The organism is Caballeronia calidae (assembly GCF_900044055.2).
GTDB classification, from domain to species: Bacteria; Pseudomonadota; Gammaproteobacteria; order Burkholderiales; family Burkholderiaceae; genus Caballeronia; species Caballeronia calidae.
The window spans coordinates 1-21,680 of record NZ_FCOX02000088.1 but is presented as its reverse complement, the minus strand read 5'-3'; the positions used below and the strand labels follow the sequence as shown (position 1 = coordinate 21,680).

At 62.0% G+C, this 21,680-nt stretch carries 22 protein-coding genes; 7 read left to right on the top strand and 15 right to left on the bottom strand.

Annotated features, from left to right (window positions below; translation table 11 throughout):
* Positions 1-539, bottom strand: a 539-nt coding sequence (locus AWB78_RS37515; RefSeq protein WP_198399358.1) for a transposase, incomplete at its 3' end; no start/stop codon positions are given.
* A gap of 65 nt (positions 540-604) precedes the next feature.
* Between AWB78_RS37515 and AWB78_RS37510 the strand changes: the two genes are divergently transcribed.
* The 3 genes from AWB78_RS37510 to AWB78_RS37500 all read left to right on the top strand — a co-directional run bounded on the left by AWB78_RS37510 (position 605) and on the right by AWB78_RS37500 (position 2,998).
* Entirely contained in the window at positions 605-1,309 is a 705-nt protein-coding gene (locus AWB78_RS37510; protein ID WP_062611772.1) for a CoA transferase subunit A, read from the top strand.
* Between the two features lie 9 nt (positions 1,310-1,318).
* Positions 1,319-1,954: a CoA transferase subunit B gene (locus AWB78_RS37505; protein WP_062611771.1), complete on the top strand. Its 636-nt coding sequence runs from the start codon at positions 1,319-1,321 to the stop codon at positions 1,952-1,954.
* A 78-nt stretch (positions 1,955-2,032) separates the two neighbouring features.
* The gene (locus tag AWB78_RS37500; RefSeq protein ID WP_232478035.1) at positions 2,033-2,998 is read left to right on the top strand and encodes a LysR family transcriptional regulator; all 966 of its coding nucleotides are present in this window, start codon (positions 2,033-2,035) and stop codon (positions 2,996-2,998) included.
* Positions 2,999-3,445: 447 nt separating this feature from the next.
* On the opposite strand, the gene AWB78_RS37495 is transcribed toward AWB78_RS37500, so the two are convergent.
* From AWB78_RS37495 to AWB78_RS37485, 3 genes are all read right to left on the bottom strand, one after another.
* A complete protein-coding gene (locus AWB78_RS37495) occupies positions 3,446-4,519 on the bottom strand; it encodes a porin (protein WP_062611770.1) in 1,074 nt (357 codons plus the stop codon).
* A 192-nt stretch (positions 4,520-4,711) separates the two neighbouring features.
* Positions 4,712-6,154: an MFS transporter gene (locus AWB78_RS37490; protein ID WP_062611769.1), complete on the bottom strand. Its 1,443-nt coding sequence runs from the start codon at positions 6,152-6,154 to the stop codon at positions 4,712-4,714.
* 238 nt (positions 6,155-6,392) lie between these two features.
* Positions 6,393-7,316 carry a dihydrodipicolinate synthase family protein gene (locus AWB78_RS37485; protein ID WP_062611768.1) on the bottom strand — a complete coding sequence of 308 codons (924 nt, stop codon included), beginning with the start codon at positions 7,314-7,316 and terminating at the stop codon, positions 6,393-6,395.
* A gap of 181 nt (positions 7,317-7,497) precedes the next feature.
* Here AWB78_RS37485 and AWB78_RS37480 point away from each other — a divergent pair, with 181 nt between their 5' ends.
* Positions 7,498-8,442, top strand: a complete 945-nt coding sequence (locus tag AWB78_RS37480; protein ID WP_062611776.1) for a LysR family transcriptional regulator — start codon at positions 7,498-7,500, stop codon at positions 8,440-8,442.
* A 137-nt stretch (positions 8,443-8,579) separates the two neighbouring features.
* Positions 8,580-8,837, top strand: a complete 258-nt coding sequence (locus tag AWB78_RS37475; protein WP_062611767.1) for a DUF4148 domain-containing protein — start codon at positions 8,580-8,582, stop codon at positions 8,835-8,837.
* A 261-nt stretch (positions 8,838-9,098) separates the two neighbouring features.
* Here AWB78_RS37475 and AWB78_RS37470 read toward each other — a convergent pair whose 3' ends face one another.
* From AWB78_RS37470 to AWB78_RS37420, 11 genes are all read right to left on the bottom strand, one after another.
* Positions 9,099-9,302: a DUF2970 domain-containing protein gene (locus AWB78_RS37470; protein WP_062611766.1), complete on the bottom strand. Its 204-nt coding sequence runs from the start codon at positions 9,300-9,302 to the stop codon at positions 9,099-9,101.
* Between the two features lie 113 nt (positions 9,303-9,415).
* On the bottom strand, positions 9,416-11,581 hold the full coding sequence (scpA, locus tag AWB78_RS37465; RefSeq protein WP_232478034.1) for a methylmalonyl-CoA mutase: 2,166 nt from the start codon (positions 11,579-11,581) through the stop codon (positions 9,416-9,418).
* Positions 11,578-12,405, bottom strand: a complete 828-nt coding sequence (locus AWB78_RS37460) for a Pnap_2097 family protein (protein ID WP_062611765.1) — start codon at positions 12,403-12,405, stop codon at positions 11,578-11,580. The genes scpA and AWB78_RS37460 overlap by 4 nt, the downstream gene beginning before the upstream one ends.
* A 9-nt stretch (positions 12,406-12,414) precedes the next feature.
* A complete protein-coding gene (locus tag AWB78_RS37455; RefSeq protein ID WP_062611764.1) occupies positions 12,415-13,704 on the bottom strand; it encodes an MSMEG_0569 family flavin-dependent oxidoreductase in 1,290 nt (429 codons plus the stop codon).
* Between the two features lie 23 nt (positions 13,705-13,727).
* Entirely contained in the window at positions 13,728-14,012 is a 285-nt protein-coding gene (locus AWB78_RS37450) for an MSMEG_0570 family nitrogen starvation response protein (RefSeq protein WP_062611763.1), read from the bottom strand.
* A 13-nt stretch (positions 14,013-14,025) separates the two neighbouring features.
* Positions 14,026-15,213: an MSMEG_0565 family glycosyltransferase gene (locus tag AWB78_RS37445; protein WP_374729516.1), complete on the bottom strand. Its 1,188-nt coding sequence runs from the start codon at positions 15,211-15,213 to the stop codon at positions 14,026-14,028.
* The gene (locus AWB78_RS37440) at positions 15,201-16,151 is read right to left on the bottom strand and encodes a sll0787 family AIR synthase-like protein (RefSeq protein ID WP_062611762.1); all 951 of its coding nucleotides are present in this window, start codon (positions 16,149-16,151) and stop codon (positions 15,201-15,203) included. Before AWB78_RS37440 ends, AWB78_RS37445 begins: the two co-directional genes overlap by 13 nt.
* Positions 16,148-16,708 (bottom strand): MSMEG_0567/Sll0786 family nitrogen starvation N-acetyltransferase, encoded by a 561-nt coding sequence (locus AWB78_RS37435; RefSeq protein WP_062611761.1) that lies wholly within the window; start codon positions 16,706-16,708, stop codon positions 16,148-16,150. The genes AWB78_RS37440 and AWB78_RS37435 overlap by 4 nt, the downstream gene beginning before the upstream one ends.
* Positions 16,709-16,710: 2 nt before the next feature.
* Positions 16,711-17,781: an MSMEG_0568 family radical SAM protein gene (locus AWB78_RS37430; protein WP_062611760.1), complete on the bottom strand. Its 1,071-nt coding sequence runs from the start codon at positions 17,779-17,781 to the stop codon at positions 16,711-16,713.
* Positions 17,774-18,781, bottom strand: coding sequence for a Nit6803 family nitrilase (locus tag AWB78_RS37425; RefSeq protein ID WP_062611775.1), 1,008 nt, complete (start codon positions 18,779-18,781; stop codon positions 17,774-17,776). Before AWB78_RS37425 ends, AWB78_RS37430 begins: the two co-directional genes overlap by 8 nt.
* 5 nt (positions 18,782-18,786) lie before the next feature.
* The gene (locus tag AWB78_RS37420; protein ID WP_062611773.1) at positions 18,787-19,269 is read right to left on the bottom strand and encodes an MSMEG_0572/Sll0783 family nitrogen starvation response protein; all 483 of its coding nucleotides are present in this window, start codon (positions 19,267-19,269) and stop codon (positions 18,787-18,789) included.
* Positions 19,270-19,350: 81 nt separating this feature from the next.
* On the opposite strand from AWB78_RS37420, the gene AWB78_RS47885 reads away from it, so the two are divergent.
* Positions 19,351-19,698: a hypothetical protein gene (locus AWB78_RS47885; RefSeq protein ID WP_198399427.1), complete on the top strand. Its 348-nt coding sequence runs from the start codon at positions 19,351-19,353 to the stop codon at positions 19,696-19,698.
* Positions 19,652-21,043 (top strand): aminotransferase-like domain-containing protein, encoded by a 1,392-nt coding sequence (locus AWB78_RS37415; protein ID WP_062611759.1) that lies wholly within the window; start codon positions 19,652-19,654, stop codon positions 21,041-21,043. The genes AWB78_RS47885 and AWB78_RS37415 overlap by 47 nt, the downstream gene beginning before the upstream one ends.
* Positions 21,044-21,680 lie beyond the last annotated feature (637 nt).

Sequence of the window (21,680 nt, the reverse complement as noted above, 5' to 3'; positions counted from 1 at the left end):
TTCGCCTTGGCCAGCAGCGCATCGATCTGTTCTTTGAGTTCCAGCTCGGCTTTCTTCATCCGCTCGTAACTCATCGCCTTATGACGCGACGCATTGGCCTTGATCTTCGTGCCGTCAACGGCAATCGTCCCGAGCTTGACCAGTCCGCATTCCTTGGCCAGCTTCACCACTTGCACAAACAGGTCCGACAGTTCCTTCAAGTGAAAGGCGCGAAAGTCGCAAAGCGTGCGATGCGCCGGATAGTTGCCCGCGGCGAGGACCCGGAACGCGACATCTTCATGCAGCTTCCTGGCCAGCTTGCGCGACGAGAACACCCCGGTCGCATAGCCGTAGACGAGCACCTTCACCATCATCGCCGGATGAAAGGGTTGATTGCGCGGGCCGCCGCCCGCATACCGCGCATGGAAGCTTGACAGGTCGAGCGAATCCACCGTGTCGCTGATGTAATAGGCCAGGTGCCCTTCAGGCAGCCAGTCTTGCAGCGCGTGGGGCAGCAACATCTGCTGCTGCGGCTCGTAGGGAAGATAGCTTATTGGCATCTCCTAACAACGCTTACCCGGCTCGGCCGGATGACATCAGATTTCTGCCGCGCATACTCCTAGAAATGGAGAAGGTATTCGAGACACCCGAAGACGCGCTCGCCGGCGTCGTCGGGAACGGGCAAACCATTGCCATCGGCGGATTCGGCCTGTGCGGCATCCCGGAGAACCTCATCTTCGCGCTTCGCGACAGCGGCGTGAACGATCTCACCTGCATCAGCAACAACGCAGGCATCGACGATTTCGGCCTGGGCATTCTTCTCAGGACGCGACAGATCCGAAAGATGGTGTCGTCCTATGTCGGCGAGAACAAGGAATTCGAACGCCAGTATCTATCGGGCGAGCTCGAACTCGAATTCACGCCACAAGGCACGCTCGCCGAACGCCTGCGCGCGGCCGGCGCCGGCATTCCCGCGTTCTTCACGCGCACGGGCGTGGGCACGGTGATCGCCGAAGGCAAGGAAGCGCGCGTCTTCGGGGGCAAGCGCTACATCATGGAAACCGCGTTGAACGCCGATGTCTCGCTGGTGAAGGCATCGGTTGCGGACCGCGCGGGCAATCTCGTGTTCTCGCGCACGGCGCGCAACTTCAATCCCGATGTCGCGATGGCGGGCAACATCACCATCGCCGAGGTCGAGAAGATCGTCGAGATCGGCAAGATCGATCCCGATGACGTGCACCTGCCCGGCATCTTCGTCGACCGCATCGTCCTGAACCGTCATCCCGACAAGCGCATCGAACGCAGAAGCTTTCGCGCGCGCGGCAACTGAGAGCAAATCATGGCCTGGAACCACGAGCAAATGGCGGCCCGAGCGGCCACCGAACTCCGCGACGGAGACTATGTGAATCTCGGCATCGGGTTGCCGACGAAGGTCGTTCAGCACGTGCCCGACGGCATGCAGGTCTGGCTGCAATCCGAGAACGGGCTGATCGGCATCGGCGAGCCGCCTTATGAGGACGAGATCGACCCCGATCTCATCGACGCCGCCAAACAGACCATCACGATGGTCCCGGGCGCATCGATCTGCGCCTCGTCGATGTCCTTCGCGATGATCCGCGGCGGCCACATGGATCAGTCGATACTCGGCGCGATGCAGGTCAGCGAGGCCGGCGATCTCGCGAACTGGATGATCCCCGGCAAAATGGTCAAGGGCATGGGCGGCGCGATGGATCTCGTCGGCGGGGCGCGGCGCGTCGTCGTGCTGATGGAGCACACCACGCGTACCGGTGAAATGAAGATTCTGCGGCGCTGCGCGTTGCCGTTGACAGGCGCAGGTGTCGTGAACCGGATCATCACGGATCTCGCGGTCATCGATGTGACGGACGAAGGCCTCGTCGTGAAGGAGCTCGCTCCGGGCGTGTCGCGCGAGGAACTGCAGGCCCGCACGCAGCCTGCGCTTTCGTTCGCGTTTTAAGGCCGCACGCGTTCCAGTCACCGGGCGGGCTGCTCGCGCCCGCCCGCGCTTCATCGATGCAGCCCGCCGGAGCATGCGATGATTGATCCGTATCCCATCATCATCGGCTATCGTCGTGACATGACGAGACGGCGAACGGAGATCATGAAGAACGATCTGGAATGGACCGACTTTCGATACTTCCTCGAAGTCGCACGCACGGGGAAGATCTCCACAGCCGGCGAACGCCTGAATGTCGAGCATTCAACGGTATCGCGCCGCATCAATCGGCTGGAAGAATCGCTCGGCGCAGTGCTGTTCGACCGGCGGCGTAACGGCTATTCCCTCACCGACGCTGGCAAGGCGCTCGTGCCGCACGCGGAGCGCATGGAGAACGCGATGCTCGGCGCGCTCGAGGAACACATGAGCCAGTCGTCCGCGATTCACGGCACGGTGCGCGTGGGCACGCCTGAGGCGTTCGGCATTCATGTGCTGGCATCGGGCATTGTCGAGCTCAACAGGCAGCAGCCCGAGCTTCTCGTCGAGTTGATGGCGCAACCGCAGTTCCCGAGTCTGGTCACGCGCGAGGTCGAGATTCTCGTCACGCTGGAGCCGCCGCAGATGGGCCGCTACACGGTCACGCGTCTCGGCGATGTCGATTACTTCTTCTACAGTTCGCGCGCCTATCTTGACACGCACGCGCCCATTCGCGACCTTGCCGATATCGCCGAGCACGACTTCGTCGACTACGTGCACGACGGCTCGGTGAGCGAGCGCTATCGCATCCTTGACGAGCTCGTATCGAAGCCGAAGAGACGATTCACGTCGACGAGCGTACTCGCGCAACGTGAGGCCGTCGCAGCTGGCATGGGCATCGGCCTTCTGACGCCGTATGTCGCCACGGGCCGCCAGGACCTGATCAATCTGTTTCCCGACCACGCGCAAATCACGCGCACGTTATGGCTCGCGGCGCCTGAAGATCTCTTCAAGACCAGGCGGATTCGCTTCGTGTGGGACTTCATTCGCGGGATCATCGACAGCCAGCCGCATCTGTTTCGCAGATAGCGCCGGCCAGTCGAGCTGCAACGGCCGCTTCGAGATCGGGGAACCGAACCATTTCGCGCCGCGTTGCCTTCGGCCTCGCTCTATAGAGGGCGTCTAGTTCGGTGACCAACCAAACGACCGCTCTCGTGTGCAAAGCGATCGCCCAGATGGCACCGTTCCATGGCTCACGAAGGGCAGTTCATGGCCGACCGCCGAAGTTCGGAGTCCATGCGCCTCGCAGCTACGAAACCGCGGAGCGAACTTCCGCGCACGACCCTGAGTTGCCGTTCAGGCTCACGTAACGGGGACGGCCGCTTCCGAGGGTACAACCGACACCCGCAGGCAGAGTTTGTGCGGACCGAGTCCCAGAGCAGACTCATAGAGGCAGTTGCCCCGCCTGCCGAATGTCTCACGGTGCAATGGTCCACTGAGTCCAATCAAGTAGGTGCGGACCGACCGGGTTCGGAATTAGAACGTGTGGCGAATGCCGACGGCAAAGGTGTTGCCGGTGGGGTGAGCGCTCAGCTTGTCATAAGAGTAAATCGCGTAAATGTCCGTACGTTTGGACAGAAAGTGGTCGTAGCCGAGAGAAGCGGTGTTGCGAAGGGTGTTGGTCGCAGCGGTCGGCCCGGACCGTTGCGTACGCGCCCACTCGGCGAGGAGGAAGTCGGCTGGTGAGAACGGGATCGACAGACCCGCCTCGTAGGTGTGACTGCCTGTGGGCGTGCTCACGTCACTTGTCATCGCCCACGCCCCGTAAAGCGTTGCGAGCTTGAAATCGTACGCTGCGCCCGCGAGATAGGCGTACTGCGCGCCGACCGGCCCAGCTGCGGTGTAGCGCACGCGCTGGCCGGACAGCACGGCCGTGAGACCGTGACCTTGATAATTCAGGTGAACGCCGAGGTTACCGACGCCGGGCGAACCCGCAACGCCACCGAGGCCATAGATCACTGTTGCGCCGAAACCTTTGAAGTCCGGTGTTGTGTACTTGGCGGTGTTATTCCACACCGTATCACCGATGATCGTGCCACCATAATTGGTCACGAACGTCTGAAGGACGAGCGGAGAAAAGACAGTCGACGAACTGAACGGATTGATGAGGGATTCCGCCGTGTAGGTCGGATTTCTTTGCCGCCCGAAGGTCAACTGGCCGAAGTCGCCCTGAAAGCCCACATACGCATTGCGTGACCAGAACGGGTCTGTCGCATTGCGGCCCTGTGCGCCGTTCTGTGGCTGAAAGAAGCTCTCAAGAGCGAAGATGGCGCTGACGCCGCCGCCCAGATCTTCCTTGCCGCGGATTCCCCAGAACGAAGTGGTCAGCCCGCCGCTGCCCATGAGTACCGTGGATTGCGGCGTGTCACTACGTTTGACACTGCCGACATAGGTGCCGACGATTCCATACAGTTGGACCTGGGAGCCACCATCTGCGCGGGCGCCAACAGAGGTCAATGCGAGGCTGGAGCTTAGAATCGCTGTTATGCCAAGTGTGCCACCGACTTTCCGCACAGAAGCTCGGGCCATGACCCGTTGTGTCTTTTTCATTTCGGTTATCTCCATTCATATTGTTATATGCGACCTTTGCCGTGCGCTAGCCGATCAGGACTACGAACGGACGGCGTTGAATCTCTGTCGCGATCTGTGAACCGGTCGCGCTGAAATTAGCAGTGTTGCGAACCAGGACGCTCCTTCCCTTGAGTCACATCAGGAGAAGGAGCGGCAAGGGGATGCGAGCGGTTACGGAGAGATCTCTTCGAGCGCGCGATTGGTCGTCTCCACCATTCGCGAAGCCACAAAGAAGCCCACTGCGCTGACCACGGCAAACAGGATAAATACCGCAGCGATACCTTTCCCTGTTAATACGACGCCAACGATCGCAGGCGCAGCAGCAGAAGCGGCTCGCAGCCAGGACGTCGCGAGGCCCGTACCGATCGCGCGCATCCGGGTCGGATAGATTTCAGGGGTGTACAGGTACAGAAGTACAGTGGTAGTCGCCATCACCGCGTAGGCCGACGATCCCAGGAACATCACGGACCATGCACTGCCTGCGCCATGAATGCCAAGCACGGCGAGCAGAATCCCGCTGATGACAAAACAGGCCATTGCCCAGCGGCGGCGCCCGACCCGATCAATCAGCAACGCGCAGGCAAGCACCCCGCACGTACTCAGGACGTTGGAGATGGACGCCATGTGAAGCGACTCTTGCAACGGCAGATGGTAGACCGTCTTGTAGAGGCTCGGCAGCCAGTTATTGATGCCGTTCGCGACAAAGTAAGAGGTCGCCCACAGTAACCACACGACGATGGTGCGCCCACGGTAGAACGGCGAGAAAAGTTCCTTCCACGATCCCCTCTGCTTCGACTGCAGGCCATTCAGCAGACTCACCACGCGCTCGTCAACCTCGGCCTTCTGCGTCTGCGTATCGAGGTTTCGCTTGGGCGTGCTGGCCTCCATACGCTCGATGATTCCTTCCGCCTTATCGAAGCGCCCCTTTGAGATGAGCCAGCGCGGCGATTCCGGGAGTCGTGCGATCAGGAAGGCGACAATGATGCCCGGGATGCCCCCCACAAGGAACATATACTCCCAACCGAAGCGGGGGACGATGAACGCCCCCAGTTGCGCGGCTGCGAGCAAACCCAGCGGGAAAATGAGTTCGTACAGAATAAAGAAACGTCCCCGGCCATGCGCTTGCGACAGCTCGTTGATGTACGTGGCCGCGACGGGCACTTCTCCTCCCACGCCAATGCCTTGCAGAAAGCGCATCAGGAACAGCATATGGAAGCTGCCGGTGAAGGCGCAGACGATGCTCATGGCCGACATCACACCCACAGTCACCGTCGCACTCGGTACGCGACCGATGCGCTCAGCGAGCCAGCCGAACACCAACGCGCCTACGACCTGGCCGAGATAGCCAGCGGCGATCAGCACGCCGATCTGGCCGGGAGAAAGATGCCAGAGGCCAATCAATACAGGCAGTACGAAGGCAAGCGAGAGGGCGTCGAATGCGTCAAAGAGGGTCGCGCTGCCCATGACGATACGGGCCTTCGTGTGCCACCGGCAGAACGGTACGTTCTCGATGCGGAACAGCAGGTTCGCCGCACGCAACTGCTCGCTCGTGGTGCGGGTTGAGCTCTCGGATTGACCAACGCCGACGCTGTAGGCGGTCAAAGGGGTGTTCATGCTGTCTCCTGAAAAGCTGCATTTTATGGGCCCTCGGACTTCTTCTTTTTTGAAGCACCGATCGCGGTTCTGTCTTGTTGTGTCGCGATGTTGGAGCTTATTTGGTCGTTTCCCGATCCTGTTATGGGCGACGCGCGAAACGAGAGTTCATGCGTCGCCGTGACTGCTTAACGCGAATAGCGAAGCGGGGGCAGCGCTTCGCTATCGTCATAACGGCTATGAAACCGCCGCCGCCGCGTCAGTCGACGAGGCCTGCCGAGCGAAGTGCGTCGGCGATTTCAACGTCCGCGCCTTCCGCGAGCGGCAGCAACGGCGAGCGCACCGTGGCGTGCTCGAGAATGCCGCGAGCCACGAGGCCGTGCTTGAGTGCCACGGTGCCTTCCATGTGCGAGCCACGGTGGTACACATTGCGCGTGACGGGCAGCAGGCGATCGTGGATCGCGCGTGCGGCCTGGTAGTCTTTCGCCTTGCCTGCTTTGATCAGCTCGATGAGCGGCTCAGGGGCCAGGCCGCCGTAGCCGACCAGTGCACCGTCAACATCGAACATCGTGTGCAGCAGATACTCGTCGTGGCAGGTCAAGATTTGCAGTTCCGGACGCTCGCGACGGATGATGGGGATTTCAACATCCCAGCGACGCATGTTGCGCACGCCGTTTTTCATCGCGAACACGCCCGGCTGTGCGGCGATTTCGAGCTGCGTTTCGAGGTTGTACGTCGCCTTGGTTGCATCCGGGTACTGGAACAGGATCAGCGGCAGGCCGCTGCCTTCGTAGATGGCGCGGTAGCGGTCTTGCGGCGCACCCTTCTGGTAGCCGAAGCGCAGCCAGCCGTGCGACGGATACACCAAACCAGCCGACGCGCCGGCCTCGACCGCGCGCTTCGCTTCGTCGACGGCGACTTGCGTACCTTCGAGCGTGATACCGGCGATGACCGGAATCTTGCCGTCGACGGACTTCACAAAGCTTTCGATGACTTGAGCCTGTTCTTTCTGCGTCATGAACGTGCCTTCGCCAGCGTGGCCGAGCACCGTCAGACCTTTCACGCCCTCAATGCTGCCGAGCCAGGAGCCCAGACGTTGAATTGCTGCATGGTCCACCGCGCCGTCGCGGGTGAAAGGGGTAACGGGTGCCGGGACCAAACCGCGCAGATCGATTGCTTTCATGACGTCTCCAAATGTGAGCTTTTCGGCTCCTCTTCAGTAGAGGAGAGCCCGCTGCTCGTTTCGCATCAAGCTGGAACAACGGTGCATGCGTTGCAGTGTAGGGATGGCCAGCCCATGCGAGAACTGCCTAGCCACACATTTCAGCTATACTGATCTGACATATCTCATGAGAGGCTTGGCGGTGGACTACGCGGCTTGGAAGCTGTTTATCGACGCGGCAGAACTCGGGAGCTTGAGCAAGGCGGCTGTGGCCTACGGAACCAGTCAGCCGCACATCAGCCGCCAGATCGTTGAGCTGGAGCAGTACTGCGGCGGCCGCTTGTTTCAACGGACAGGGCGCGGCGTGGTATTGACCGATTTAGGGGCGCGGATTGCTCCGCGCGTAAGGGCGTGGCTTGCCAGCACGGAACAGTTGTCCAACGACATCCGCAGCACGGCGGGAGAGCCAATTGGGGTGGTCAGACTCGGGATCTTGCCCTCCACCGCTCATCCGCTTGTCAGCACGCTCTATCATCGCCTTCGGGAGCGTTATCCCCTGGTGCAGTTACAGGTGCGCGAGGGCCAAGGGGCCTTGTTGGATACGTGGTTGGAAAACGGCAGTGTTGACCTGGCCATCCTCTTTCGAAATAGTCCAACGCCGAAAAACGGTGACGTGTATCTGGTTGAGGCGGCGACTTACCTGGTCGGCGCGAAAGGCGATGCTCTGACCAAACAGTCCACGATTGCTTTTTCGAAGCTCGACGGGATTCCCTTGGTCTTTTTCTGCCGCCCCAATAGCTGGCGCGACCGGCTCGAACAAATCGCGGGTGAACACCAGGTCTCCCTGAATTTCGCGGCAGAAGCCGACTCTTTGAGTTTGCAGGCGCACATGGTGGCCGATGGCGGCATCTACGCGTTGTTGGGACCTTACGCGATTGCCAATCTTGAAAAGGAATGCCCGTTGCAGGCATCAATGGTGGTGGAACCGTCCGTGCCGCGCTTCATTGCGCTGGCCATGTCGCCGCATGGCGAACTGACGCTCGCGTGCCGCACGGTCATGCAGCTAACCAAGGAAATCGCACGGTCGCGCAATCTCTCCTCAGACCTTCGGTTGGGCGTGTCGACCGCCTTCCTGCGGTCCATTTGAGGCTCTCAGGCGCGCAGAATTGTGCGTTTCGCAATGTACTGTTGTTTGAATAAGGGTAAATACCTAGCATCTGGCGCATATACTTCGAGGCTTCTAGCAGTACTTCAGATGAACTGACGCCAAAAAGTAGGTATGTGATGAAACAGATTTTCGTAACGGCTGCATTCGCCTTGCTCGCCTCGTCTCCCTTTGCTTCGTTCGCTCAAACCGACGCGCCACTCACGCGCGCGCAAGTACGTGCCGAACTCGCCAATCTCGAACGAGCCGGATACAACCCGATCCCTGATGACGTGGACTACCCGGCCAGGCTGCAAAAAGCTGAAGCGCGATTGCAAGCCGACCAAATGGCGTCGCAACGCCAGGCCGCGAATCGATCCGTCACGCAGCAACGCTGATTTTTCGCCGTTAATGGGCCAGAGATGCCCGCGCGCGTCGTTTCGCGCCGGCCGAATGCTGCCAGCGTCAGAAACAGGATCCCTCTCACGGGGGCGAAACCCCAAATTGAACGACGCTTACCGGAGGCCCACCGTCGTTCGGACGTCCGAGGGCCGACACCCGCGACCCGCCATTCTCTGGTTTATTCACCAAGTTCAAGTATGCGTATCAACTCAAAGCGAGTCGCTGCCGCCAATCTAAACCGATTCGGAAAGCAGGCCTCAGAATCCTTGAGCGGTACTCGCACTACCGGCGAGCAGGTGAACAGCACCGAACAAGACAGCCCAGATCACCACCGCGATAATGACAGCCACGAAGGGCAATGCAATGAAATTGACCTTGGCGAAATCCGCCTCGTGAGATGAACGCTTCCGGATGCCGAAGAAGCTCCACAAAACGATCCGGATCATACTCAGTAACTGCATGATTTCTCTCCTTTCAAGTTGCTCTTATAGTCGCTCATCGACGAAATGAAAAAGAGAAGCAGTTGCTGACTATTTGAGGCAAGCAGTGTACTAATCCAGGTGCGCGGCTGTCTTTACCGCCGCGTGCTACCTTCGACCTTCCGCCGACCTTCTTGAACGGCTTTGCGCTGCGAACTTCGAGGCGCGGCTGCGCTAATACTCCTTGAGAATGTCCGAATGTCTTGCCTGTGAGCCTCGATCAGTTGCACCAGTCGCTCGATGAGCTCGTGCATCGTTACGCCAGGGTTGAATATCTCGTTTACGCCCTGCTTTCGTAGGAAACGCGCATCTTCATCGGGCACGATACCGCCTACGACGATCGGCCCGTGCACGTCTTGTCTCGCAAGCTCGCGCAGGAGTTGAGGCACAAGGGTCCCATGTGCTCCGGCAAGTGACGACACGCCGACTACGTCGCATCTTTCCTCAGCGGCACGCTCGGCCGCTTCCATCGGCGAGGCGAACAAGCCGGTCACCTCCACATGAAAGCCCGCGTCTTTGAGCGCCGCTGTCACGATGTTCGCGCCGCGATCGTGTCCATCGAGTCCCAGCTTCGTCATCAGGAGACGTGGTTTTCTACCGAGTTCCGTTTCCAGTCGCGCGACGTGAGCGCATGCTGCGCGCCATGCGGCGTCCTGAATGCGCGCTCCTCCGTATACTCGTGTCGCATCAGCCGGCGCCGGTTCATGACGAGGCCAAACCGCTTCAAGCGCCCGTGTGCATTCGCCCACTGTAGCCCGTGCGCGCATGCAATCGATTGTCAGTGCAAGCAGGTTGCCGGCATCGTCGTGTGCGGCGCGAGTCAATGCCGAGAGCGTGGTGCTTACGCGACATTCGTCGCGTCGGCGTTTGACTTCGGCAATTCTGCGCGACTGTTGCACACGCACACGTTCACCATCGATCGAGACACATGCAGGAGCATCATCATCTGCCTCGGTCGCCTGAAATGCGTTGGTGCCGACGATCACCTGTTCCCCCGCGTCGATGCGCGCCTGCGTCGCGGCCGCGCCTGCCTGAATCTGCTGCTGCGCCCAGCCCGTGCGAATCGCCTCGCGAGCGCCGCCGCCCGCCTCGATCTCGTCGATGATTGCGCGCGCCTGTTCGGCGAGATCCGACGTCAGCGATTCCATCATGTACGAGCCGGCCCACGGATCGATCACATCGCACAAACCCATTTCGCGCTGAAGAATGAGCTGCGTGTCACGCGCAAGTCGAGCCGCCGATGCGGACGGAAGCGCGAGCGCCTCGTCATGCGCGTTCGTGTGCAGCGACTGCGTCCCGCCGAACACGGCGGCCATCGCCTCAACGGTCGTGCGCACGACGTTGTTCTGCGTGTGCGTAGCGCTGAGGGACCAGCCCGACGTTTGGCAATGCATGCGCAACGCGCGGCTTTTCGGCGTGCTCGCACCCTCTTCCGCGGCGATTCGCGACCACAGCAGGCGCGCCGCGCGCAATTTCGCGATCTCCGTATAAAAGTCAGTTCCAACGCCGAAGAAGAAACTCAGTTGCTCGCAGACCGCATCGACGCTCAGGCCTCGCGCGCGCAGCGAGCGAAGATACTCGCGTGCATTAGCGAACGTGAGCGCGAGTTCCAGCGATGCATCGGCGCCCGCTTCCTGAAAGTGATATCCCGATACGGAAAGAGCCTTGAAGCGCGGCATATGCTCGCTCAGAAACTGCGCGACGTCCGCGACGATGCGCATCGACGGTTCCGGTGCGAACACGTAGGCGTTGCGAACCATGAATTCCTTGAGGATATCGTTCTGCACCGTGCCCGAGAGCGCTGCTTTCGCGATGCCGCGCTCCTCCGCCGCGACGATGTACGCCGCGAGCACCGGCAACACTGCGCCGTTCATCGTCATCGACACGGAGACGCGGTCGAGCGCGATGCCTTCGAAGAGACGCGCCATGTCGTCGACGGTATCGATCGCCACGCCTGCGAGACCGACGTCGGCGCTAGCTTCGTCATCGGTGGAATCGTAGCCGAGCTGCGTCGGCAGATCGAAGGCCACGGACAGGCCTTGCGCCCCTTGCGCCAGCGCCCGGCGAAACGCGAGATTCGAATCCGCGGCATCCGCGTAGCCTGCGTACTGGCGGATGGTCCAGGGCTTCGACGTGTACATCGACGCATACGGTCCGCGCACGAAGGGTTGCGCGCCGGGTTGTGAACCGAGATGCTCGATGCCGTCGAGATCCGCCGACGTGTAAAGCGGCTTCAATGGAACGCGTCGCGGACGGCTCATGCACGCCTCCGTGTCTTGTGCGTGAGGACGTCGGCGATCTTCCTGCCGTCGCTTGCGCGCTCGATCTCGCACCAGTGCGTCACGCGTGTCTCGTCGACGACTGTGCGCCGAAACGTCAGGCGCAGGCTCTCGCCAACATCGATGTTGCCGTGAAAGTGCAACTCTCTCGAGACGATCGCGGGTGTGTCTTCGAGTCGCCACGTCTGCCACTCCGCGCGATCGGCAAAGGCCTGGAAGCTCGCGAAGTAGAGAAAGTCCGCACCGTTGAAATCGTTATACGGACAAGGCAAAAACGTCAGCGGCGCACATGTCGTATCCTCGTGCAGACCGAGTTCCGCGATGCGCGCATCGGCCTCGCGAAGACGCAACGCGCGCGCGGCCTCCTGCATGTCGGAGATGGCCGAATTCATCGGAACAATATCGCCCTTCAGCGTCGAGAAGCTTGCGCGCGCGACCGAGCGGTTGTTCCGCGCCTCGGTGCGAAGCACGAAGGTGGACATCATCGACACGGCGACGCTCATTGCGTCGCGCCCGCTCACACGATGCTCGCTCAGATGCCGAGCCGGCCCGACACGCGACAGTTCCGTGCGAATGCAAAAGGTATCGTTCTCGCGCACATCGCGCATACCTTGCGCGCGCAGACGGATCGACGTGAACGCGGCATACGCGCGACTGCCTTCGTCGGAGATGAAGTCACTCTGCGTTTCGCGCGCGAGTGCGTCCCAATGCCGGTCGCCGCACTCCTTCAGCAGCCAGTTCTCCGAGAGACCCGCGATGTTGAGTTGCGGCATGCCGGCGCGATACGTGTCGTCGTGATGAGGCATGGCTCACCTTCACGCACACGCGATCGACGCGCGATCCGGCGCGCTCGCACGTTCCGCGCAGATCGCATCGACGACGTATTGCGCATCGCGCGCCACGCCCGAGAAGCGGCCCGAACCCCACGTGTGCAGCCACGGCAAGCCGACGAAATACAGCCCCGGCACCGCCGTCACGCCGCGCATGTGCGACGGATATCCGCGTCCGTTGAATACCGGCGCGTCGAGCCAGCCGAAGTCCGGCGTGAAGCCGATGCACCACACGATCGACGTAATGCCGCTTGCGTGCAGATCGAGTTCAACGCGTTCGTCCTGCGGCTGCCAGAGCGGCTCGTATCGTACCGGGGAAGGCGCTTCGATGCCGTGTTTCGCGATGAATCCGTCGATGCTCGCGTTGATGCGGTTATACGTATCGTCGGCGTCGTCGAGATTCGCGCGCAGATTCGCCGCGAAGCGCAGCCTGCCGTCGCGATAGTCTTCAAGCCGCCCGAACAGCTCCATGCCTTCCAGCGCGAAGCGGCGCAGGTCGATGTCGCGCCCGCCGTCGCGGCCCGTCACGTAATGATTGGTGTTGTCGCGCACCCCTTCGCGCAGTGGATGATCGGTCACGGGCATGTCGTAATAGCGCATGTCCGCGAGCCAGTCGACGACATCGCGGCCGCGATAGAAGCGCGCGCAACGCGGCGCCTCGCCGACCGCGAGATGCACCTTGCGGCCCGACAGATGCAGATCCTCCGCGATCTGCGCGCCCGACTGACCCGAGCCGACGACGAGCACCGCGCCGGGCGGCAACGTATCCGCATTGCGGTATTCCGACGACTGCATCTGCGCGATGCGCTGCGGCAAACGCTCGGCCATGCGCGGCACGATCGGCGTGTGATAGCCGCCCGACGCGACCACGATCTGGTCCGCCGTGAACTCGCCGCGCGTACTCTTCACGAAGTAGCGTCCGTGCGCATCGCGCGTCACGCGTGAGACCGCCGCGTCTTCGAGCACCGGCGCGTTGACCTTCGCGATGAACGCATCGAGATATTCGATGATCTCGTCTTTCTTCATGAAGCCGTGCGGGTCCGCGCCTTCATATGTGTGTCCGGGCAGCGCGCATTGCCAGTTGGGCGTCACGAGGCAGAAGGTGTCCCAGCGCTGGGTGCGCCACGTATGCGTGACCGTGTGCTTCTCCAGCACGAGATGGTCGATGTTCGCGTGCTGCAAAAAGTGGCTGACCGACAGCCCCGCCTGCCCGGCGCCCACGACGATCACGCTGTAATGCGCGGGCGCGGCCTGAGTCGAATCCATGTTGGACATTTCGCTTCCCCTTCCACAGATAGTCAATCGAGCGCGAGCACGGTCACGCGTGCGTCGTGCGCTTCGCTGAAACGGCGCGCATCCTCTTCGATGCGTGCAAGCTGATCGAGCGCGGCCGAGCACGCGAAGCCGTACTTCTCGCGCACGCGTTCCGAGCCGATGTTCAAGGCCTCGCGCGAGCGCGCGACGAATTCGTCGACGGGATAGCTTTCGCCCGCCGCGAAGTATTCGCCGACGACCGTCGAAGGCGAATAGCAGTTCGCCTCTGCGCCGTCCGGCCAGCGAATCAGGAAATGCATGACTGGCATGTTGTTGCCTCGGTTATGGGTTGAGCACGAGCGGTGCGTGGACGAGCCACTTGCCGTAGATGTCGAGATGACGCGCGGCGCTGGATTGCCAGGTGAAGCGCCGCAACAGCGCGGGCGTCGCACCGATGAAGTCGATGCCGCTCTCGCCGTCGATCGCGCGGTCGAGCGCAGCGGCAATCGACACGGCGTCGTCGGGATCGGTGAAGACGCACGTCCGTTCGTCGAGATACTCGGTGAACGGCGCGATGCGCGACACCACAACCGGACGTTCGCTCGCGAGCGCTTCGAGCACGACGAGGCCAAAGCCTTCGCGAAGCGAGATCATCGAGACGACGTCGGCGAGACGGAAAAGCGCGGGCATCGAGCTATCGGGCAGCGCGCCGGTGACGATGACCGGCGTGCCTTCGTTGCTGATATCGAGTTCCAGTTCGCCGGCGCGCGCAAGGAAGCGGCGTGTGTAGCCATCGTGATCGAGAAGGCTCGCGCCGCCTGCCAGCACCAGTTGCGCGCTTGGCCGTCGCGCACGCAATAAAGCGAACGCTTCGAGCAGCATCGACGTATTCTTGCGCTCCTCGATGCCGCCCACCGCGAGCACGACAGGTCCTACGCCGATGCCCAGGCGTTCACGAAGACCGTTCGCGCCGCCATCGGCGCAAGCGCCATAGCGCGTGCGGTCGATGCCGTTCGTCACCGTTCGGGCCACGACGCCGTATGTTTCGCGCATCGTGCGCGTCCATGCATCGCTCACGCACAGCACTTCATCCGCGTCCTGCCATGCGCGACGCTGCCAGTGGAACAGTCGCGCATCGTCGAACTGATCGAGATGATGAACCGTGCGCAGGAAGCCGCGAATCGCACCTGCTTCCTTCAGTTCGGCGAGCGCATTTCCGCCGATGCTGTCCTGCGCATGCAACACATCGAAGCGGCTCGCGTCTTCATCCACGAGTGCGCGCTTCAACGCGCCGATACGTTGCTCGACCATGCGAACCATGCCCTGCCGTTCGCTTTCCACGCGGGCCAGTACGACCCGGCAAGGCGACGCGCGAAACATCGTCTCTCCCGCGCGCGCCGGCGCGAACACTGTGACATCGTGACCCATCTCATGCAATGCGCGCCCGAGTTCCAGCGTGTGCACGACGCCACCGCGCGGGTTCACCGAATGCGTGAGCAGCGCGATTCGCAGTCTGTTCATCGCGCGCATATGAACGGCTCCTCGCGCAGATTCCATAGCAATGCGGTCTCGCCGCCGCGCGTCACGACGACTTCGCGCGATGCATCCACCTCGCCGATCACAGCGCCCGCAATTTCACGCGATGCGAAGCGCGCAAGCACTTCATCGACGTGTTTCTTTCGCACGGACAACACGAAGCCGAAGCTCGGAAATGCCGTGAGCCACCGTTCGAACTCGACATCGGCGGGACATGGCAATGCATCGAGATCGATGCGCGCGCCGACCTCCGAGCATTCGAGCAGCATCAACGCAGTGCCGGGCGCGCCCGCCATGCTGATGTCCTTCGCGGCATCGCACAGACCGTCTTCGGCGAGCGCGGGCAATAGTTCGAAGTCGGCGCGAGCGCGGCCTGCGGGCGCTCCGACCGACGCATTCCAGAACGGATACGGCTCCTCGAAACCGCCGCGCAGATCGACGGCCATCACGAGCGCATCGCCAGGACGCGCGTCGAAGCTCGTCAAAAGCTTGCGTGCCCGGCCGACGATCGCGACCGCGAGTTGCGCGGCGTCACTGCGCACGTTGCTGTGACCGCCGACGATCGGCACGCCGTACACGCGCGATGCCGCCGCCATGCCCGCCAGCACCTCGCCCGCGTCTTCGGCGCTGCCGCTCCACAATGCATCGACGACGGCGAGCGGGCGTCCGCCCATCGCGTAGATGTCGCTCACGTTCACCATCACGCCGCTGTAGCCGGCGAACCACGGCATCGAACGGACGAAGTCGCTCACCATGCCTTCGATCGCGAAGAGCAGAAAGCCGTCGTCATCGGGAATCGCGGCGCAGTCGTCGCCGATGGCAACCGGCTGTGCAGCCGAAGGCACGCGTGAGAGAACATGCGAGATATCGCGCTTGTGACGAAAGCCGCGACTCTCGCGCAGACGTTCGACGAGACCGGCGAGCGCATTCACGGCAGCCTCCGCGCCAGCGCGACGAAACCGCTCTGCGGCGTGACGCAGGGCGGATAAGCATCGAGTTGCGCGCGCATCAGATGATGCGCGCGGCCGAAGAGCATTTCCTCCTGTTGCGTGTCCCAGCGCAGGCGCTTGAAGAGCGGAGCGTTTTGCGCCTGCACGTGCGCGAGAAACGTCTGGCAGCCGAGTGCATGCGCGCTCGATACCGCGAGACGGATGAGCGTCGAGCCGATCTTTCCGTGCGAGCGGAACGCCGCGTGCACCGCGAGCCGCGAGCCGAACCACACGCCCGGTTCGCTTTCGTGGATGCGCACCGTGCCGACGACCTGCTCCGGCATGCCGGCGACGCAACTCAGCGCGACCAGCAATTGCGCGCGCTCGTCGATCCCGTCGCGATCGTCACCGACGAATACGCCCTGCTCGATGCAGAACACGGCGCGGCGCAGCTTGTACGCCTCGTGCGCTTCCCACGGCAGCGTCGCCCACTTCACGCGGTATTCGACCGGCGTGTAATCGAGATCGAACGCATCGCCTTCGATGGCTTCGACGAACATGGTCACACCTCGTACGAAGAAAGCGATGAGCACGCGCCGCATTTGCCGCAGCCCGCCTTGATGTCGGTGGAACGCATGCCAGCATCCGCAAGCATCCTGCCGATGGGCGCGAGCACGGCGCGCATGAATTCGGGCGAAGGCGCGGGATGATCTTCGAGCGGCGTGCCGCTGATCGGCACGAAGGGCACCACGAACGGATACACGCCGATCGCGATCAGCTCGCGCGCCGTATCCACGATGGCCTGCGCGCTATCGCCCAGTCCGGCGAGAATGTACGTGCTCACCTGTGCGCGTCCGAATACGGCGACCGCCGCCTCGAACGCCTCCATGTAACGCGCGACCGGCACGCTCGCCTTGCCGGGCATGATGCGTTCGCGCACCGCGGGCGTCACCGCTTCGAGATGCATGCCGAGCGTGTCGATGCCGCTTGCCTTCATGCGCTCGAACCAGCGGTCGTCGTCCGGCGGCTCGCATTGCGCCTGAATCGGCAGATCGACCGCGGCTTTGATCGCGAACGCGCCTTCACAAAGAATCTGCGCGCCGCGATCGGGTGTGGGCGGCGTGCCGGTCGTGAGCACCATATGCTTCACGCCGTCGAGCAATACGGCCATGCGCGCCACTTCAGCGAGCTGCTCCGGCGTCTTGCGCGCGATCGTGCGCCCCGCCGCGAGCGATTGCCCGATCGCGCAGAACTTGCACGACTTGCGCCGGCTTTCGTAGCGGATGCAGGTCTGCAACACGGTCGTCGCGAGCACATCGGCGCCATGCAGCGTCGCGATGTGCGAGTACGGCACGCCATCGAGCGTCTGCATCGCGTAGAAGCGCGGTGCTTTCGGAAAGCTGATGCTCGCGATCGGAATCGCATTGCGCATGAGCGCGCTATGGCCGTACTCGTCGGGTTGAGCTGCGACGAACGGCGACTCCCACGCGGTGCTCGTATGCACGGGCACCATGATGGTTACGCCATCCACGGTCACCGCCTTGTGATCCGACGGTCCCGCGCCGCCGCGCCGGCTCGACACGCCCGCGTGCGGATCGACGAGCCGCAGGCCCGTCGACTGAAGCTCAGTCATCAATTGCCGGCTCGATGCCGGCAGGTTCTCGCGGGCGTTCATCGTCGTAGGTGTCCTTGAAAGAAGTGACGGGCGATGCCGGGCGATCGTTGATCGCGAGACTCAGCAACTCGGGCCGCGCGTAGTGACCGACCGAATCCATCATGCGTTTGCGTTTCGTGATGAGCGACATGTCCAGATCCGCGATCACCATGCCCTCGCCTTCGCGCAACGGCTCGGCGAGATGCTGGCCTTCGGGCGATACGATCGCGGTGTTGCAGCCGCCGCGCAGCGCGCGCTGGAGGTTCGGATCGGGCGTGACGGCTTCGATCTGCGCATCGGTCAGCCAGCCTGTCGCGTTGACGACGAAGCAGCCCGATTCGAGCGCGTGATGGCGGATCGTCACTTCGATCTGCTCCGCGAAGATCGGTCCGACGAGCGAACCGGGAAACTGGCTGCAATGAATCTCTTCGTGCTGCGTCATCAGCGCATAGCGCGCGAGCGGGTTGTAGTGCTCCCAACAGGCGAGCGCGCCCACACGGCCGATACGGGTCTCGACGACCTTCAGGCCCGCCGCATCGCCTTGTCCCCAGATCATGCGTTCGTGGAACGTCGGCGTGATCTTGCGGCGCTTGAGAAGCAGCGTGCCGTCGGTATCGAAGATGAGCTGCGTGTTGTACAGGCTGCCGTGATCGCGCTCGTTCACGCCGAGCACGACGACCATGTTCGCGCGCCGCGCGTGTTCGGCGACCGCGTGCGTAACCGAACCCGGCACCACGACTGCTTCGTCGTAGAGCTTCATGTGATCGGCGCCCGATGCCACCGGCGCGCGCACGAACGAGAAGTACGGGTAATACGGAACGAAGGTTTCGGGGAACACGATAAGCTGCACGCCTTTCGCGGCGGCTTCGTCGATAGCCGTGCAGACGCGGTCGAGCGTGCCGTTCGGGCGCTCGAAGTCCGGCGTGATCTGCACGGCGGCGGCGCGCGTGATGCGCTTTTTCGAAAGGGCATCGGACATGATCGTCACACGGTCCAGGTATGGATGACGAGCGCGTTCTCCTTGCGATGAAGCAACTGGAGATCGAGCACGTCGAGCGGGTTGATCGGACGAATGCCTTCGATGAGCGAAGCTTCGCCGTGTCCATAAAGCGCCTGCAATGCGAAGCGGCATGCGTAGACCTTGCCGCCTTCGGCCATGAACTTATGAAGCTGCTTGTTGAAGTTGAGATGACCGGGGAAGGCTTCGTCGCCGAGCGTCGGGAAGCCGCGTTGCAGCCCGAGCGTGACGCCGGGGCCGTAAAGCAGCACGGAGGTATCGAAGCCCTTGCGTTGCAGACGCGTGGCTTGCAGCAGATTCACGAAGCCGATCGAGCCTTCGAACGCGACCGTATGAAACGTGACGAGCGCTTTCTCGCCCGGTTCGGCCTTCACGTCTTCGAAGACTTTCTCTTCGTAGTCGACAAGATAATCGCCGTTCTTGTGAAGCGGTTGATTGACTGCGGGCATGGCATTCTCCGATGTTGGGTTCAGGTCGATGCCGTCCTGTTTCATCGCGACGGCGAACGCTCAAACGCAACGGATATGCCAATGATTGGCCCGCAAAATGCAATCACCATGCAATCAAGCAAAACGAACTTGCATGCGCGACGCGAAAAATTTTCGTGCAAGCCGCTCCGGACGGGCTTTCGCCGTGATGCGCGTGAGCCTTGCACGAGCGATGCGCGCACGCTTTCAGCGCGGCGAAGCCTGTACATGGTGCGCGGAACACCGAAGCTGTGCATCGATGCGATCAATGCAATCAAGTGCGATCAGCGCATGCGATCTCTTTTCTTTCGATTGATTTGTCATGCTAAGGTGAATCGAAGCCATTCCGAGGACGGGCGCAGTCATGAATCAGCCGGCGCATCACTGGATCAGAAAACTCGAAGAGAGTAGAAGGCCCGCTTATCTGACGATTCCCGATCTGATCGAAGAAGACCTGGCGAGCGGCCGATTGCGGCCGCGTGACCGGCTGCCCGGCTTGCGCGATCTCGCCGATCTGCTCAGCCTCAACTACACGACCGTCGCGCGTGCGTATGCGGAAGCGCGCAAGCGCGGCCTGCTCGATGCGCGCGCGGGCAGCGGCACGTTCGTGCGCGGCAGGACGCAGACGTTGCCGCTCGCGGGCGGCGGCAGCGTCGAGATGTCGATGAACATGCCGCCCGAACCGTCCGCGCTGGCGGCGCGATTGCGCGCGTCTGCGGCTCATCTCATGGAGCGCGCCGATCCGTTCCAGTTACTGCGTTATCAGGATTTCGGCGGCACGGCAGCCGATCGTGCGGCAGGACGCGACTGGCTTCGAAAGCGCGTTCCCGATTGCGATGTCGATAACGTGCTCGTATGTCCGGGCATTCATGGCGCGCTCGTGGCACTCGTGTCGCAGCTCGCGCGGCCAGGCGAAGTCATCTGTCTGGATTCGCTCGCGTATCCCGGGATCAAGGCGATTGCATCGCAACTGGGCGTGCGCTTGCAGGCCTTGCCCCGGGATGACGAAGGGCCGCTTCCGCATGCGTTCGAAGCATTGTGCAAGACGGAGAAGCCGGGCGCCTTCTACTGCAATCCGACGTTGCAGAACCCGAGCACGTTGACGTTGACGCGGCGGCGGCGCGAAGCGCTCGCCGATGTGGCCTTGCGCTACAACGTGCCGATCATCGAAGACGAGCCGTATGGCATGTTGCCTTTCGATGCGCCCGCCACGCTCGCTGAACTCGCGCCCGAATTGACGTATCACGTGACCGGTTTATCGAAGACGCTGGGTGCGGGATTGCGAGTCGCGTACCTCAAGACACCTACGCCGCGACAGACCCAGCGCATCGCGGGAGCATTGCGTGCGACGACGGTTATGCCGAGTCCCTTCACCGTGCTGCTCGCGACGCAATGGATCGCCGATGGCACGGCCGCGGATGTGCTGTGCGCCATTCGCGACGAAGCGGCGGCGCGGCAGGCCATCGCTTCGGCCGAGTTGCATGGACTCGCGTTCGATGCCGATCCGCATGGGTTTCATTTGTGGCTGCCGGTGCCTTCCCTGTGTGACTGGAGTGCCTCGGAGTTGGCCTTGCAGTTGCGGAATCAAGGCATCGGCGCGGTGGCCGGCGCCGCGTTTTCCACGGATGGAAATCCACCGAATGCATTGCGCTTGTGTCTCGGCGGGCCGCAGGACCAGGAAAGTTGCCGCGAAGCTCTAAGGCGCGTGGCGGACATGATGGCCGATCCTCATCATCTGCATGTACCTATGCTCTGAGTGCCGCTCTCGACGTGTTGAGAGCAGCGAGTGGCGTTAAACGATTTGCTCCGTCTCGCTCGAAAAATCACGCATTTGCGCCTTTTCTCGGACTTGCCTTACCAAACATAGGCTGCTTGAACTCAGTCGCCGCCGCCTCAAAGCCGAACAAATGCACTAACCTGCCCCATCGGCTTGCTCGAATTGGTAACGCATTCCCATCGGCCCACGGTAAAGCTGCTCAGCGTACCCACCGTCGCCGAACCATTGGCAAGTTGACTGGGACTATGAGGCCGCGGAAGCGTCAGGCAACCTAGCGACAACTCGGCACTTCGACTCGACGAGTGAATAATAAGAAGTGCTCGTGCGGAAGCACTCTCAAGAGCCTCAAATAGTTTCGAGCGCAACTCCGCGTTGGCCGCGCCCGCTGGACCGAGGAACTACTTGTTGGCCAACGTCTTCACGAGCGGACATTGAGTTTGATCCGCGGGTTGAAACGCCTCTGACTTGGGAATCACAGCGCGAATCTTCAGGAGGTCCCATTCTCCCTTCGATTCTGCCGGGGTCTTCGCTTGTGCGAGATACTGACTGGTGCATCAAATAGTGCTCTTTTTTCTCAGGCAGCGTAACGGACGTGTCTTTCCTTAAAGAGATTGCG